At 63.4% G+C, this 14,417-nt stretch carries 18 protein-coding genes and 1 pseudogene; 14 read left to right on the forward strand and 5 right to left on the reverse strand.

Translation table 11 applies throughout. From position 1 onward, the window contains the following. The first annotated feature begins 189 nt into the window (after nucleotides 1-189). From PHE40_RS03930 to PHE40_RS03955, 6 genes are all read left to right on the forward strand, one after another. On the forward strand, nucleotides 190-351 hold the full coding sequence (locus tag PHE40_RS03930; RefSeq protein WP_408838515.1) for a DUF1295 domain-containing protein: 162 nt from the start codon (nucleotides 190-192) through the stop codon (nucleotides 349-351). Between the two features lie 144 nt (nucleotides 352-495). Then, nucleotides 496-1,050: a NifU family protein gene (locus PHE40_RS03935; protein WP_299958290.1), complete on the forward strand. Its 555-nt coding sequence runs from the start codon at nucleotides 496-498 to the stop codon at nucleotides 1,048-1,050. Nucleotides 1,051-1,065: 15 nt separating this feature from the next. Continuing rightward, a complete protein-coding gene (locus PHE40_RS03940) occupies nucleotides 1,066-1,653 on the forward strand; it encodes a malonic semialdehyde reductase (protein ID WP_299958292.1) in 588 nt (195 codons plus the stop codon). A gap of 2 nt (nucleotides 1,654-1,655) precedes the next feature. Then, a complete protein-coding gene (gene tsaB, locus PHE40_RS03945) occupies nucleotides 1,656-2,291 on the forward strand; it encodes a tRNA (adenosine(37)-N6)-threonylcarbamoyltransferase complex dimerization subunit type 1 TsaB (protein ID WP_299958295.1) in 636 nt (211 codons plus the stop codon). Continuing rightward, nucleotides 2,291-2,716: a GNAT family N-acetyltransferase gene (locus PHE40_RS03950; protein WP_299958298.1), complete on the forward strand. Its 426-nt coding sequence runs from the start codon at nucleotides 2,291-2,293 to the stop codon at nucleotides 2,714-2,716. The genes tsaB and PHE40_RS03950 overlap by 1 nt, the downstream gene beginning before the upstream one ends. A gap of 47 nt (nucleotides 2,717-2,763) precedes the next feature. Then, entirely contained in the window at nucleotides 2,764-3,336 is a 573-nt protein-coding gene (locus PHE40_RS03955) for a DUF2147 domain-containing protein (protein ID WP_299958301.1), read from the forward strand. A 157-nt stretch (nucleotides 3,337-3,493) separates the two neighbouring features. On the opposite strand, the pseudogene thiS reads toward PHE40_RS03955, so the two are convergent. After that, nucleotides 3,494-4,507, reverse strand: a pseudogene (thiS, locus tag PHE40_RS03960) (sulfur carrier protein ThiS). A 91-nt stretch (nucleotides 4,508-4,598) separates the two neighbouring features. On the opposite strand from thiS, the gene aroQ reads away from it, so the two are divergent. The 4 genes from aroQ to PHE40_RS03980 are packed head-to-tail and all read left to right on the forward strand — an operon-like array spanning nucleotide 4,599 to nucleotide 7,188. Beyond that, nucleotides 4,599-5,048, forward strand: a complete 450-nt coding sequence (gene aroQ, locus PHE40_RS03965) for a type II 3-dehydroquinate dehydratase (protein WP_299958303.1) — start codon at nucleotides 4,599-4,601, stop codon at nucleotides 5,046-5,048. Then, nucleotides 5,045-5,512, forward strand: a complete 468-nt coding sequence (gene accB / locus PHE40_RS03970; protein WP_299958306.1) for an acetyl-CoA carboxylase biotin carboxyl carrier protein — start codon at nucleotides 5,045-5,047, stop codon at nucleotides 5,510-5,512. Before aroQ ends, accB begins: the two co-directional genes overlap by 4 nt. A 12-nt stretch (nucleotides 5,513-5,524) precedes the next feature. Then, nucleotides 5,525-6,865 (forward strand): acetyl-CoA carboxylase biotin carboxylase subunit, encoded by a 1,341-nt coding sequence (gene accC / locus PHE40_RS03975; RefSeq protein ID WP_299958309.1) that lies wholly within the window; start codon nucleotides 5,525-5,527, stop codon nucleotides 6,863-6,865. 8 nt (nucleotides 6,866-6,873) lie between these two features. Further along, a complete protein-coding gene (locus tag PHE40_RS03980) occupies nucleotides 6,874-7,188 on the forward strand; it encodes a DUF167 domain-containing protein (protein ID WP_299958312.1) in 315 nt (104 codons plus the stop codon). Here PHE40_RS03980 and PHE40_RS03985 read toward each other — a convergent pair. From PHE40_RS03985 to PHE40_RS03995, 3 genes are all read right to left on the reverse strand, one after another. After that, nucleotides 7,174-7,758: a hypothetical protein gene (locus PHE40_RS03985; RefSeq protein WP_299958314.1), complete on the reverse strand. Its 585-nt coding sequence runs from the start codon at nucleotides 7,756-7,758 to the stop codon at nucleotides 7,174-7,176. The genes PHE40_RS03980 and PHE40_RS03985 overlap by 15 nt on opposite strands. Further along, nucleotides 7,755-8,420 carry a leucyl/phenylalanyl-tRNA--protein transferase gene (gene aat, locus PHE40_RS03990; RefSeq protein WP_299958319.1) on the reverse strand — a complete coding sequence of 222 codons (666 nt, stop codon included), beginning with the start codon at nucleotides 8,418-8,420 and terminating at the stop codon, nucleotides 7,755-7,757. The genes PHE40_RS03985 and aat overlap by 4 nt, the downstream gene beginning before the upstream one ends. 215 nt (nucleotides 8,421-8,635) lie before the next feature. Beyond that, nucleotides 8,636-8,827 (reverse strand): hypothetical protein, encoded by a 192-nt coding sequence (locus PHE40_RS03995; RefSeq protein WP_299958322.1) that lies wholly within the window; start codon nucleotides 8,825-8,827, stop codon nucleotides 8,636-8,638. A gap of 139 nt (nucleotides 8,828-8,966) precedes the next feature. Between PHE40_RS03995 and PHE40_RS04000 the strand changes: the two genes are divergently transcribed. Both PHE40_RS04000 and PHE40_RS04005 read left to right on the forward strand, forming a co-directional pair. Then, nucleotides 8,967-10,358, forward strand: coding sequence for a short-chain fatty acyl-CoA regulator family protein (locus PHE40_RS04000; protein ID WP_299958324.1), 1,392 nt, complete (start codon nucleotides 8,967-8,969; stop codon nucleotides 10,356-10,358). A 72-nt stretch (nucleotides 10,359-10,430) separates the two neighbouring features. Continuing rightward, nucleotides 10,431-11,402 carry an MBL fold metallo-hydrolase gene (locus tag PHE40_RS04005; RefSeq protein ID WP_299958327.1) on the forward strand — a complete coding sequence of 324 codons (972 nt, stop codon included), beginning with the start codon at nucleotides 10,431-10,433 and terminating at the stop codon, nucleotides 11,400-11,402. On the opposite strand, the gene nth is transcribed toward PHE40_RS04005, so the two are convergent. Continuing rightward, nucleotides 11,392-12,030, reverse strand: a complete 639-nt coding sequence (nth, locus tag PHE40_RS04010; protein ID WP_299958389.1) for an endonuclease III — start codon at nucleotides 12,028-12,030, stop codon at nucleotides 11,392-11,394. The genes PHE40_RS04005 and nth overlap by 11 nt on opposite strands. Nucleotides 12,031-12,083: 53 nt before the next feature. Here nth and PHE40_RS04015 point away from each other — a divergent pair, with 53 nt between their 5' ends. Together PHE40_RS04015 and PHE40_RS04020 are read left to right on the forward strand one after the other, a co-directional pair. After that, nucleotides 12,084-12,599 carry a DUF2244 domain-containing protein gene (locus PHE40_RS04015; protein ID WP_299958330.1) on the forward strand — a complete coding sequence of 172 codons (516 nt, stop codon included), beginning with the start codon at nucleotides 12,084-12,086 and terminating at the stop codon, nucleotides 12,597-12,599. Nucleotides 12,600-12,835: 236 nt separating this feature from the next. Continuing rightward, the gene (locus PHE40_RS04020; protein ID WP_408838531.1) at nucleotides 12,836-14,335 is read left to right on the forward strand and encodes a Ppx/GppA family phosphatase; all 1,500 of its coding nucleotides are present in this window, start codon (nucleotides 12,836-12,838) and stop codon (nucleotides 14,333-14,335) included. The last annotated feature ends 82 nt before the right edge of the window (nucleotides 14,336-14,417 follow it).

The raw sequence follows: 14,417 nt of genomic DNA on the forward strand, positions 1-14,417 counted from the left end.
ACCCTGAAGCTCGCGCAACGGCAACTCCCCGTCGAGCGCATCCTAAAATGGTCAATATTCAGACGGAACCATCAAGCAATAGCAAGACGTGCTCACCTCAAATCAAAAATGCAACTGTAGAGCTAAGTACCCTGCCGCATTCATGACGCAGGGTACTGCGCGCGGGTTGGCGCGGGGGTGACGCTGGTTATGCGGGCGCCTGTGCTGATGTGCCTGACACTGCGCTATGCTTCAGGCGTGCCGCCGCTGGAGGAAGCCATGCTGGCGAGCCGCGGGGATGCCTACCGGCGGTATCAGGCGCGCACAGGGGCCATCATTTTGCCGCGCCTTGGCCGCGCGGCAAGGGGCTGAAGTCCGGCATGAGTGCGGGCCGCATGACCAGTATGCCCGGCGAGGGAGGCTTATGACCGTGGCGCCTCTTGTCAGGGCGGACAAAACATCCGATTTAGGCTGCAACCGGACCTCACTGGTCCAGATTGGATCGAGAGCAAACACATGTTTATTGAGACCGAAGGCACGCCGAATCCCGCTACGCTGAAATTTCTTCCCGGCCGGGAGATTTTGGGCGATCTGACAGCTGATTTCGCTGATGCCGACGAGGCTCTGCTCTCGCCGCTGGCCGATGCGCTGTTTGGTCTGCCGGGCGTGGCGCGCGTGTTTCTTGGCGGGGATTTTGTCACCGTCACCAAAACCGCTGAAGCCGATTGGGCCGGGCTGAAGCCGCAGGTGCTGGGGTTGCTGATGGAGCATCTGCTCGCCAACCGGCCGATTATGAGCGAGCATGCGGGGTTGCAGGCCGAGGACGTTGATCCGGCGGATGCCGAGATTGTCGCCCAGATTAAGGAATTGCTTGATACCCGGGTGCGCCCCGCCGTGGCGGGCGATGGCGGGGATATCATCTTCCGTGGTTTCCGCGACGGCGTGGTCAGCCTGAAGATGCAGGGGTCCTGCGCGGGGTGCCCATCCTCCACCGCCACGCTCAAGCATGGGATCGAGAATATGCTGAAGCACTACATCCCTGAGGTGTTGTCTGTTACACAGGCGGCTTGAAGAAAGGGAATAGTCATGGCTTTGGACGATAATGCGCTCGATGTGCTCTTCCGCAGCGCCCGCACTAAGTGGGAGTTTACCGATGAGCCGATTACCGACGATGAAATCAAGGCTATCTACGACCTGGTGAAAATGGGTCCGACTTCGGCTAATTGTTCGCCCGCGCGCTTTGTGTTCATCCGCACGCCCGAGGGTAAGGAGAAGCTGAAGCCCGCGCTGAGCGCCGGGAATTTGGACAAGACCATGGCGGCGCCGGTGACCGTGATTGTGGCGCAGGACCCGGTGTTTTACATGGATTTGCCAAAGCTTTACCCGCCGGCGGATGCCAAGGGGTGGTTCTCGGGCAATCCGGATCTGGCGGAGGAGACGGCTTTTCGCAACTCCACCTTGCAGGGGGCGTATCTGATCATGGCGGCGCGGGCCTTGGGGATCGACTGCGGGCCGATGTCGGGGTTCGACAAAGCGGTCGTGAACCGGAATTTTTTCAGCCAGAGCGGTTGGAAGGCGAATTTTTTGATCAACCTCGGCCATGCCGTGCCGGGTGAACATCCGTTTGCGCGCCTGCCCAAACTCGATTTTGACGAGGCCGCGATTTTCGCTTGAGCATGCTGACAATTGACGCATCGGGCGCGCGGGCGGGGATTGCCGTGCTGGCGCAGGACGGCGCGGTGGCTGTTAAGCTTTTCGCGCCCGGCCGCCCTGGGCTGATAGAGGCACTGCCGCCGTTGCTGCAACAGGCGGTGGCGGGGCGGCGGATTGCCCAGGTGGCTGTCACCATCGGCCCGGGCAGTTTCACCGGGCTGCGTACGGCAATTTCCCTGGCGCAAGGCTTTGCCGAGGCGGCCGGCGTGCCGCTGCTGGGGGTGACGGTTGCGGAGAGTTATGCGGCGGCGTTTCCGGCGCTGCACCGGCCGCTCTGGGTGGCGATAAGGGCGCGCAGGAACCGGATTTTCCTGATCCGTGACGGGGCCGCCGAGGCGCTCGCCGATGCGGACCTGCCGCGGATCCGGCAACCCGTGGCAGTGGCGGGGGATGCCGCCAATGAGGTGGCGGCGGTTCTGGCCGCGGCCGGAGGGAATGTGATGCTGACCAACGCCAGGCGGTTGGACCCCGTGTGGGTTGCGCATGCCGCCCTGGCGCGCCAGGCGGCGGGTTTGCCGGCCCATGCCGCCCAGCCTGTTTATGTTGATCCGCCGGAGGCGAAGCTACCCGCCGCAGGCTTGCGGCCACCGCCGGTTTAATGATGGATGTGATAGAGGCAGGACCCGCCTATGTGGCGGTTCTGGCGCGGCTGCATGCGGCGGCGTTTCCGGATGATCCATGGGATGAGCGCAGCTTCGCGGCGCTGCTGGGGCAGCCCGGCGTGGTTTGTTTTGTCGATGAACGCGGCGGGTTCTTGCTGTTGCGAGTGGTGCTGGATGAGGCGGAGATTCTTAGCGTCGGCGTTACCGTGCCGCGGCAAGGCATTGGTGGAGCACTGATGCGTCAGGCGATTCGCGCGGCGGGCTGGCGGGGCGTTAAGACGATTCATCTGGAGGTGGCGACGGAAAACGCGGCGGCACGGGCGTTGTATGCCACGCTGGGGTTCACGCAGACGGGGTTGCGCAAGGCCTATTACCCTAATGGCGGCGATGCGCTGACGCTTTGCCTGACGTTGGCAGACTGAACGGCTTCGATACGTGCTTTATTTGCAACAGCTATGCGAAATATTCAATGCGGTGTGGCTATTCACTGGTCCAGCGGGTTAAAATCTTGGTAGGTGGATTTTATCAGATCGTAAGAAAAAATTCGCTGATCTGTCTGGGAGACTTTGCTTTGCTTCGCTTTTTGCGCGGCTTTTGGCTGGCAGCCGCTGTGTTTTGCGGGGGTGGGGCAGCGTTTGCCGCTAGCGCCTCCGTTGCCGCCCCTGTTGGCAATTGGTTAACGGCTGACCATTCCGCCGTGATTCAGGTGGCGCCGTGCGGCGGTGAGCTTTGCGGCCGAATCGTTGGTATTGCGCTGAAACACCCCGGCGACCCGATGCCGGTGGATTGGCGCGGCCAGCCGCAATGCGGCGAGGTGATTCTGCAAACGGCGCTGATGGGGAGCGATGGCGATGCCGCCGACTGGGTGGGCAGGGTGCTCGATCCGCGCAGCGGTAATGTCTACCACGCCAGCATCGCGCTGGATGCGAACCATGATTTGCGGATGCGTGGGTATCTGGGGCTGCCGATCCTTGGCCAGACCCAGATATGGCAGCCCTATGAGGGGCAGATGCCCGTGGGCTGCAAGCTCGCGCGCCGTTAGAGCGCGATCGTTTGAGGTTCGCTCAACCGGGCGAGCCGAAAGCGTGAATCGCCCTCAGAAAACGGCCAGAGCCTGATCACACTTAAACCAATCAGGCTCTAGTGTCCTGCCGCTGAACTCCGCTGCATCTCGCAGACGTATATTGTTTTAAGATTTTTTAACGGATTAGCCCCGTCATCGGGCTGGAGGCGCTGGCAAAGCCCCGGCGCGGGATGCGCCCGGCGCGGAAGGCCAAGCGCCCGGCTTTCACCCCCGCTTTCATCGCGCGCGCCATCAGCACCGGGTCATCGGCCATGGCGATGGCTGAATTCACCAGCACGGCGGCGCAGCCAAGCTCCATGGCGAAGGTGGCATCATAAGCGGTGCCGACTCCGGCATCCACCAGCACGGGCACTTTCGCCTGTTCGATGATCATCTGGATCATCAGCGGGTTCTGCACGCCGAGCCCGGAGCCGATGGGCGCGCCGAGCGGCATGATGGCGACGCAGCCCATCTCCTCCAGCCGTTTCGCGGCGATCGGGTCGTCAGAGCAGTACACCATGACCTCGAAACCGTCCTTGATCAGGGCTTTGGCGGCCTCGAAGGTGGCGGGCATGTCCGGGTAGAGCGTCGGCGCCGGGCCGAGGACTTCCAGCTTCACCAGATTCCACCCGCCCGCCTCGCGCGCCAGGCGCAGGGTGCGCACGGCTTCATCGGCCGTGAAGCAGCCGGCGGTATTGGGTAAATAAGTGTATCGCTGCGGGCTTACATAATCCTGCAACATCGGCGCGTTGCGGTCAGAGAGGTTCACGCGCCGCACCGCGACGGTCACCATCTCCGCGCCGGAAGCCTCGATGGCCGCCGCCGTGGTGGGCAAATCCTTGTACTTTCCGGTGCCGACCACCAGCCGGGAGGCAAATTTGCGCCCGGCCACGGTCCACACATCGCCCGTACCTATGTGCGACCCCATTTAACCGCCACCAATAAAATGAACAATTTCAATTGCATCGCCCGGGGTGAGGCGCACGTCCGCATAGGTTGAGCGGGGCACGATCTCCATATTGCGCTCCACCGCCACTTTGCGCGTATCCAGCCCCAGCTGCCCGATCAGCCCGGCGACGCTCATGCCCGGCGCCACCGCCAGGGGCTCGCCGTTTACCGTTATGCGGGTTGCTTCGCTCGTCACACTCATGGCCGCATTATCGGCTGAGCCGCCCCCCCTCGCAAGGCCGCCGCCGCGTAAAATTTGGCGGCTACGATTTGGGTGTGCTAGCGGGGATAAAATGACGACACCACTTATCTTTGTATTGAACGGCCCGAACCTTAATCTGCTGGGAACCCGCGAGCCCGAGGTCTATGGCACCGGCACGTTGGATGACCTGGAAACCCTGTGCGCGGAAACGGCGGAGGGGCTCGGCGTCGCCATCGATGTCAGGCAGAGCAATCTGGAGGGAGAGCTGATCTCCTGGGTGCATGAGGCGCGCGCCCGCGCGGCCGGGCTCATCATCAATCCGGCCGGGTATTCCCATACCTCGGTCGCGTTGATGGACGCCATTCTCGCGCTCGACATCCCGGTGATCGAGGTGCATCTCTCCAACATCCATAAACGTGAGAGCTTCCGCCAGCACTCTTATGTGTCGCGCGCTGCCGACGGGGTCATTTGCGGCCTTGGGTTTGCAGGCTATAGGCTGGCACTCATCGCCCTCTCGGACATTCTGGAAGAAGATCAATGAGCCTTTCCTTCGATCCTAAAACCCTGCGCGACCTGGCGGAACTGCTGAGCGACACCGGCCTTTCGGAAATCGAGCTGGCGGAGGGCGACCGTAAGGTCCGCCTGGTGCGCACGCTGCCGCAGGTGCATGCTCAGGTGATGGCGCCGCCGGCCGTGGCCCACGCACCGGTGCATGCCCCCGCAAATGTGCCGGAAGCCGCCGCCGAGCACAGGGCTGATCCGGCCAAGCACCCCGGCGTGGTGAAAAGCCCGATGGTGGGCGTTGCGTATCTTTCCGCCGAGCCCGGCGCCGCCCCTTATGTGAGCGTTGGCCAGAGTGTTGAGGCGGGTGCGACGCTGCTGCTGATCGAGGCGATGAAGACCTTCAACCAGATCAAGGCGCCGCGCGCGGGCACCGTCAAGCAGATTTTCGTGGCGCCTGGAGCGCCGGTCGAGTTCGACGAGCCTCTGCTGATCATCGAATGACCGGCGCATAGCATGTTCAAGAAAATCCTCATCGCCAATCGCGGCGAAATCGCGCTGCGGATACAGCGGGCCTGCCGGGAACTCGGCATCGCCACGGTGGCCGTGCATTCCACCGCCGATACCGACGCCATGCATGTCCGCCTTGCCGATGAGAGCGTGTGCATCGGCCCGCCGCTGGCGCGCGACTCCTACCTCAACATGCCGGCGATTATTTCCGCGGCGCTGATCACCGGCGCCGAGGCGATTCATCCCGGCTATGGGTTTCTCTCCGAGAACGCGGCCTTCGCCGAGATGGTGGAGGCGCATAACCTGGTGTTTATCGGCCCCACGGCGGCGCATATCCGCATGATGGGCGACAAGATCACCGCCAAGACCACCATGATGGAACTCGGCGTGCCGCTGGTTCCAGGCTCGCCCGGCGAGATCGCGACGCTTGAGGAAGCGCATGCGATTGCCGAGAAGATCAAATTCCCGGTGCTGATCAAGGCGGCGGCCGGCGGCGGCGGGCGGGGCATGAAAGTGGCCTACAACGCTGATGAGCTGGCGGCGGCCTTCCATGAGGCCCGCGCCGAGGCCGGGGCGGCGTTTGGCAACAATGCCGTGTACATGGAAAAATACCTCGACAAGCCGCGCCACATCGAATTGCAGATCCTGGCTGATAACCACGGCGCCGTGGTGCATATCGGCGAGCGGGACTGCTCGTTGCAGCGGCGCCACCAGAAGGTGCTGGAAGAGGCGGGCAGCCCGGCGATCACCACCGCGCAGCGCGACGAGCTGGGCGCCACGGTGACCAGGGCGCTGAAGAAAATCGGCTACCGCAACGCCGGAACGCTGGAATTTCTGTACCAGGACGAGCAGTTCTCCTTCATTGAGATGAACACTCGTTTGCAGGTGGAGCATCCGGTCTCGGAGATGATCTCGGGGCTGGATCTGGTGCATGAGCAGATCCGCATCGCCGCCGGGGAGCCGCTGGGTTACAGTCAGAAGGACATCCACCTCGCGGGCCATGCCATTGAATGCCGGATCACCGCCGAGGACCCGGAAACCTTTGCGCCATCGCCCGGAACGGTGGTGATGTATCATCCGCCCGGCGGGCTTGGCGTGCGCGTCGACTCCGCACTCTATGCCGGTTACCGTGTGCCGCCGCATTATGACAGTTTGATCGCCAAGCTGATCAGCTATGGGCGCACGCGCGATGAAGCGATTGCCCGCATGCGCCGCGCGTTGCGGGAATTTGTCATCACCGGGATCAAAACCACGATTCCGCTGCATGAGAGGATTTTGGAGGCGCCGGAGTTTATCGATGGCGATTACACGATCCACTGGCTGGAGCGGTTTGTCGCCGGGCAATAGGCGGGGCATTGCGCTTCTGGCTTGATACACCCGCCGGGCTGGTTGTGGCGGTGAAGGCGCATCCCGGCGCGAAGCGGGTGGGCGTCGGCCCGGTGATTGCCGCTGCCCCAATTCCCGGCTGGCCGCAAGCGCGGTTGCGGATTTCAGTCGCCGCCCCGCCCGAGGATGGGCGGGCCAATGAAGCGATTATTCAAGCCCTGGCGGATTGGCTGCACATTAAACCCGCGGCCATCACCCAGGAGGCGGGAGCCACCGCGCGGGATAAGAAATTCCGCATCGCCGGTGTGGCGGCCAGCGATTTTGCGGCGCTATTGCGGCTGTAGAAGCGCCTGCAGGGCCCCTGGCGGGAGGGTTAGGTCGGAAAATCCCGCGGGCGGGGCAAAATCCTGCGCTGGTTGCGGGGCGTAGGCGACCGACAGCGCGGTTACCTCGGCTGAACCATGGGCATCGCGCCCGGCGAAATGCAGCACCACGCCATCGGGCGTGATGCAGGCGGTGCCCGAGCCATGGGCGTTTAGCACCAGGTATTTCTGGCAGGCCATGCCGGCATAATGCCCTGAGCCCAGCGGGGTGAACTGGGCGCCGCCGGCGGTGGAGATTTCCTGTGTCAGGGCCGAAAAATCGGGCGCCTGCACGATGGCATGCAAGGCGGGCACCACCACCTGCGCCTGGCCCGAGGGCAGGTTGGCCAGGATATAGATGCCCTGGGCGGGGTTTTCGACCCGCGCCAGCTCCTGCGCGGCATCGTAATTCAGCAGGTAGTTCTGTGCCGTGCGGCCGGGGGCATCCAGCTCGTAGGTGATGGCGACATCGCGTGTGGGCAGAAACACGGGCGTTGCCAGGGCAGGGCCTGCGGCCAGCAGCGCGGGGAGTACGAAGGGTAAAATTTTCATGGCGATTCTTTTCTCATGGCGTCAATTTCGCGCAGCAATACGGCAGGATCAGGGCTGGCGCTGAAGCGCGCGGGAGCTTCCACCGCTTGCGCGAGCAAGGCTTGATAGGCGGTGCGCGTAATCTCGACGGCGCCGAAGCGGGCCAGATGGGTGGTGATGAACTGTGTATCCAACAGGGTGAAGCCGCCCAGACGCAGCCGCGCAAGCAGATGCACCAGCGCCATTTTGGACGCGTCCGTCGCGGTGGAGAACATGCTTTCGCCGAAAAAAGCGCCGCCCAGGCTGGCGCCGTACAGCCCGCCAACCAGCGCGCCGTTCTCCCAGGTCTCCACGCTATGGGCGAAGCCGAGGTGGAACAGCGCGATGAAGAGCCGTTCGATCTCCTGGTTGATCCAGGTCTCCGGCCGGTTCTCCCGCGCCGCGGCGCAGGCGGCGATGGTGCCGGGGAAGTCAACATCAGCCGTGACGGTGAATTTGCCACTGCGCAGGGTTTTCATCAGGCTGCGGGGCAGATGGAATTTATCCAGCGGCAGCACGCCGCGCATCTCGGGGTCGAGCCAGTGCAAAGTCTGGCTCTTGCGCGATTCCGCCATGGGGAACAGCCCCAGCCGGTAGGCGCGGAGCAGCAGGTCTGGGGTGAGGTTGAATGGCCGGGCGGACATGGGTGCAAGTTGCCATGATTTCTCTGCCGTGGGAAATTCTGAAAGAAAAAGACAATAAAAAACCCTGGGCGTAAGGACCCAGGGGTGTTCGCGGACGTTTCCTGAACAGGCTGCGCTTATGCGCTTATTTGTTTATTTTTGTTGGTATTTGAGAGTGATTCGCATCCCAAGTCAAGCCCGTTTGTGGCGGGCAGGGCCTGGGGGCGCATAATTATTCAGCGTTCCGGGGAGGACATGGCCCAGGCATGGGCATGGACCAGCCCGTCGTCATAATCCTGAGCGGGCGCGGTGGCCTTACGTTCACGCGATTCGCGAGCCCAGCCGTGGGAATGCACCAGGCCGTCATCATAGTCATGGCCCTGCATGGTTTCGATGGAGGTTTTGGCGGTGATTGTCTGGGTCTGCATGGCGGGTCTCCTGGGTAGGCTGTGAATGGGCGTAACCCAGTTAATAATTTACAATTCACCGCGAAGCATAGCGAAAACTCGGCCTGGACTCTCGAAATAAGTGTTTAACTTTACTGTAAAATTTTGCTATATGTAAATTATGTCAAAAACTGCCATTGGTAAAACCATTCGCCGCCTGCGCATGGAGCAGGGGTATTCCCAGCAAGGTTTGGCACAAAAATTGGGAATTTCAACGAGTTATCTTAATCTCGTTGAGCATGACCAGCGCAATGTCACCGCCTCGCTCTTGTTCAAGCTGACGGATATTCTGCACGTGGACCTTGCGGCGCTTTCCGGCGTGCAGGAGCGCGAGTTCGAAGTGGCGTTGCGCGAAGTGTTCGCCGACCCGCAACTGGCCATAGAGCCGGTGCCCGAGGCCGAGATTCAGGCGCTGGCGGCCGCGCCCAACGGCGCGCGGGCGATTCTGGCGCTGCATCGCGCCCTGGCCGGGGCACGTGAGGAGTCCTCGGGCATCACCTTGCCGTCGGGGCGCAAGATCATGCTGCCCAATGAGGAGGTGCGGGACTTCTTCCATGACCATGAGAACCATTTTCCGGCGCTGGAGGCTGCCGCCGAGGTTATCAACGAGACCCTGAACGCGCAGACCATCGGCAGCAGCCACGCGCTGGCCGAGCGGTTGCGCCAGGTGCATGGGCTGATTGTGCGGGTGCAGTCGCTCCCTGGCGCGCTGCGGGTGTTTGACGCCAAAGCCCGGCTGCTCACGCTCTCGGAGGATCTGCCGCGCGAGAGCCGGGGCTTCCAGATGGCGTTCCAACTTGCCTTGCTGGAAGCGCGCGATGCGATCGAGCCGATCATCAAGGCCGCCAACCCCTCGTCGCGCGATGCCACGGAGCTGTTGCGCATCGGCCTACTCAATTACATCACCGGCGCGATCCTGATGCCCTATGACGCCTTTTTGGAGACAGCGCGGCAGCTGCGCTACGATGTTGACGCCATCGCGGCGCGTTTTGGCGTGAGCTACGAGCAGGCGTGCCATCGGCTCTCCACCTTGCAGCGCAATGGCGCGCGCGGCGTGCCGTTCTTCTTTTTGCGGGTGGACCCGGCGGGCAATGTCAGCAAGCGCTTCTCGGCCGCCGGTTTTCCCTTCATGCGCTTTGGCGGCACCTGCCCGCGCTGGATCGTCCATTCCGCCTTCGCCACGCCGGGGACCATCCGCGTGCAGGTGGCGCAGCTTTCAGCCACGGAGACATTTTTGTGCTTTGCCCGCGCCATCGCCGGTCGGCCCGCGCGCTGGGGCGAGCCGCCGCCGGTGCGCGTTGTGGCCATGGGCTGCGATGTCAGCCATGCCGGGGAGCTGGTTTATGGCGATGGGCTGGACCTGGCCACCGCGGCGGTGGGCATTGGCCTCTCCTGCCGGTTGTGCGAGCGCCAGGATTGCCGCTCGCGCGCGTTTCCGCCGCTTGCGCACCGGCTCAGCATCGACCCGCTGACCACCAGCGCCAGCCCTTACAGGTTCGAGGCAAAGACATAAGCGGCGGGCGCGTCACCCCGCGCCTGGCAAGGCGCTGGTTTTAATCCGCCGGGCGCGCACCAGATAAGCGCCATGTCCTATCCCATCTCAGACCATTACGACGGCAGGCGTTTCTTCAATCCCGAGCCCACGGCCCGCGCACCCGATGGCCGGCGGTTGAGTTTTTTCAGTATTTTGCGGGCGCGGCTGCGCAGAAACCCGGAGACCTGGGCCAGCTGGCCCAGGCATGTTGAGAACAATCACCATCCCGTTCCCGCGGCTGAGCCGCCCACCGTCAGCTTTATCGGTCACAGCACGTTTCTGCTCCGCCTGCCGGGGTTGAGCATTCTCACCGATCCGGTGTTTTCCGCGCGTTGCTCGCCCTCGCAATTCGCCGGGCCAAAGCGTGTCCGCGCGTCGGGGGTCGCGTTGCATCATCTGCCGCATGTCGATCTGATTTTGCTGTCGCATAATCATTACGACCATATGGATATCATCTCGCTGCGCAAACTGCGGGCGCGTTTCCCGAAAGTGCATATCGTGACCACGCTGGGCAATGCCGCGTATCTGCGCAAAAAGGGAGTCTCCGGTGCGGTGGAGCTGGACTGGTGGCAGAGCCACACCCATGGCGAGGCGGTGCTGACCGTGACGCCGGCGCGGCATTTTGCCGCCCGCACCTTGTATGACCGCAATGCGACGCTCTGGGGCGGGATGTTCATTGAACATCTGGGCCGGCGAATCTATTTCGCGGGGGATACCGGGGCGACCAAATTCTTTGCTGAAATCCGCGCCCGGCTGGGTGCGCCGGATCTGGCCTTGCTGCCGATCGGCGCGTATGAGCCGCGCTGGTTCATGGAGCCGGTGCATATGAACCCGCAGGACGCGGTGCAGGCCTTCGCGGCGCTGGAGGCGAAGCGGGCCATTGGCATGCATTTCGGCACGTTCCAGCTCACCGCCGAGGCGATTGGCGCGCCGGAGCAGGATCTGGACGCGGCGCGGGAGGCGGCGGGGATTACGGAGGATATGTTCTTCACGCTGGATTGCGGCGAGACGATCAGGCTTTGAGGTTTTTCTGGCCATAGGTGCAATAGGCCGCGCCAGGGCAGCGCCAGCATTCCGGCGTGCGGGCCTTGCAAACATAGCGCCCGTGCAAAATCAGCCAGAGATGCGCGGGCTTGAGCATGTCCTTGGGGATGCGCCTGAGCAAGGCGTCCTCCACCGCGCGCGGGGTGGTGCCCGGCGCCAGCCCGGTGCGGTTGCCCAGGCGGAAGATATGCGTATCCACCGCCATCGCCGGCTGGCCGAAAACCTCGTTCAGCACCACGTTGGCGGTTTTGCGGCCCACGCCGGGCAGCGCCTCCAGCGCCGCGCGCTCGCCGGGCACCGCGCCGCCGTGGCGCTCCAGCAGCAGCTGCGAGAGCATGGCCACGTTTTTCGCCTTGGCCCGCCACAGGCCGATGGATTGAATTCGCTGCGCGATTCCGGCCTCGCCCAGCGCCACCATAGCCTGCGGCGTGGGGGCATCGGCGAACAGGGTTCTGGTCACACGGTTGACCGAGACATCAGTGGCCTGGGCCGAGAGTACGACCGCGACCAGCAGCTGGTAGGGGGTGGCGTAGTCCAGCTCGGTGCGCGGGTCGGCATTGCCGCCGGAAATCGCCTCCAGAAACGCCCGGATGTCCGCCCGTTTCATCATGCGTTGATTTTTTCCCTTGCCCGTGGCCATGTCGATACGATTTATGCGGTATGGACGCGCAGACCGCCAGTGCGGGGAGCAAAAATCTGATTTTCGAGGCCGTGATCAAACCTCATCGCAGCCTGTCATACCGTGCCATGTTCATGGTGATGGGCGGGATGATCGCGGTTTCATTGCTGATGACCAGCGAAATGGCGCATCTGGGCGCCTGGCCCGTCATCGGCTTCAACATCGCGGACATGCTCCTGGCGGTCTGCCTGTTCTGGCTGAATATGCGCGCGGCGCGTGAACGCGAGACGATCAGCCTGAGTGCGGAGCTGCTGGCGGTCACCCGCACGGATGTGCATGGCCGGCGCACCAGCTTCTCGGTGGTGCCGGATTGGTTGAATGTGGTGCTGGAGGAGCGCCCCGGCACCGTGCCGAGATTGTTGTTCTCCTCACGCGGCAAGAGCTTTGAGGTGGCGCGTGCGCTGGGCGAAGCGCAAAAGCGCGAACTGGCCGAGGCGCTGAGCCGGGCCATGCACCGCTGGCGCAACCCCCTCTTCGACAACCCGCAACTGCGCTAGATCAATATTGGTTTAGCTTGAATCGCCAGATTCAAACTAAACCAATGAAATGGATCGCAAAGTAAAGGTAGAGCGTGATTGATGCAAGGCAATCACGCTCTAATACCAGCCCGCCAAGAGCTTGACTCTCTGGGTTTGGTGGCGGGCTGGTATAAGCACTCCAGCACCGTTGGTTTTTCATGGAAGTGTGACTTAACCGGCGTGTCTAAATCTGCGAGACAGGAGCCATGAACGAGATGACCGCCGCCCAATACGCCATCCCCTCCGGATTATCGCGCCGCGCGGTGGTTGACCTTGGGTCCAACTCTGTCCGTCTGGTCATCTATGAGGGCGAGGCGCGCAACCCGGTTCAGATTTTTAACGAAAAGGCGGTTATCCGCCTCGCCAAGGGCATGACCAAAACCGGCCGGCTGGACGAGGCGGCTTTGGAGCAGACCGAGACGGTGCTGCGCCGTTATGCCGCCATCGCGCGCGCCATGGGGGCCAGCCCGTTTGATGTGCTGGCGACGTCGGCTGTGCGCGATGCTGAAAATGGCGCTGAATTCGTCAAGCTGATGACCCAGCGGCTGCCGGATATGCGGATCAATGTGCTCTCGGGCGAGCAGGAGGCTGCGCTCTCGGCGGAGGGCGTGCTCTGCGGCATTCCGGGGGCGGATGGTGTGCTGGCAGACCTCGGCGGCGGCTCGCTTGAGCTGGTACGGCTCGAATCGGGCCGTGTGGGCCAGGCGGCGACGATCCCGGTCGGTGTGATCCGCCTTGCGGACCGCTCCGGCGGCGACTTGCTGAAGGCACGCGCGATTATGACCGCGGAGCTGGAGCGCACGCCCTTCATCGGCGAGGCGGCTGGGCGGGATCTGTATCTCTCGGGCGGCGCGTTCCGGGCGCTGGCGCGGATTCATATTGCCCAGACCGGCTACCCGCTGAATATGGTGCATCACTACACCATCGGCCGGGAGGAGGCGCGCGATTTGGCCGGTGTTGTCTCCGAGGCGGGCCGTAAGCTGATCGAGCGGATGCCCGGCGTGCCGCGCCGGCGCATCGAGGATCTGCCCTATGCGGCGGTGATTTTGCGGCGGCTGCTGCGTGTCTCGGGGGTCAGCCGTGTGGTGTTTTCCGCCAACGGGCTGCGCGAAGGATGGTTCGACCGGCTGATGCCGCCCGAAATCCGCGGCGAGGACCCGTTGCTGGCGGCCGGGCGCGACCTCACGCGCGGTACCATGCGCGACGCCAGCCTGCCGCCCGAACTCATAAACTGGACCAACCCGCTCTTCCCTGGCGAGACCGGCCCGCAGCGCCGCCTGCGCGAGGCCGCATGCTGGCTCTCCGACATCGGCAGCCATGAGCACCCGGAATACCGTGCCGAACAGGCGTTTTTGCGCGTATTGCGCCAGGCCGGAATTGGGCTGGACCACCACGCCAGAGCTTTTCTCGCGCTGACCATGGCGCTGCGCTACGAGGCGCCGCCGGATGCCGTGTTTCTCGCGCCCGCGCGCAGCTTGCTGGACATGCACGCAGCCCGCCGTGCGGAGACCTTGGGCATTGCGCTGCGCCTGGCCTACACGCTCTCGGCCGGGACGCCGCAACTGCTGGCCGGAACCAGCCTCGCCATCGCGCAAGACCGCTTGATTTTGGGCTTGACGGAGGCCACCGGCGTGTTCGCGGGAGACTCGGTGCTGCGCCGGTTGGACCGGCTGGCGCAGATGCTGGGGGTTGAGGCGGAAACCGAACGGAAATAAGTGCTCATACCAGTCAGCCTTAAGGCTGACTGGTATGAGCACGGGGCTGGTGGGGCGGCCGCGCGCAAAATCAAGAGCTGAT

The sequence above is a fragment of the Acidocella sp. genome, from assembly GCF_028687955.1.
Lineage (GTDB): Bacteria > Pseudomonadota > Alphaproteobacteria > Acetobacterales > Acetobacteraceae > Acidocella.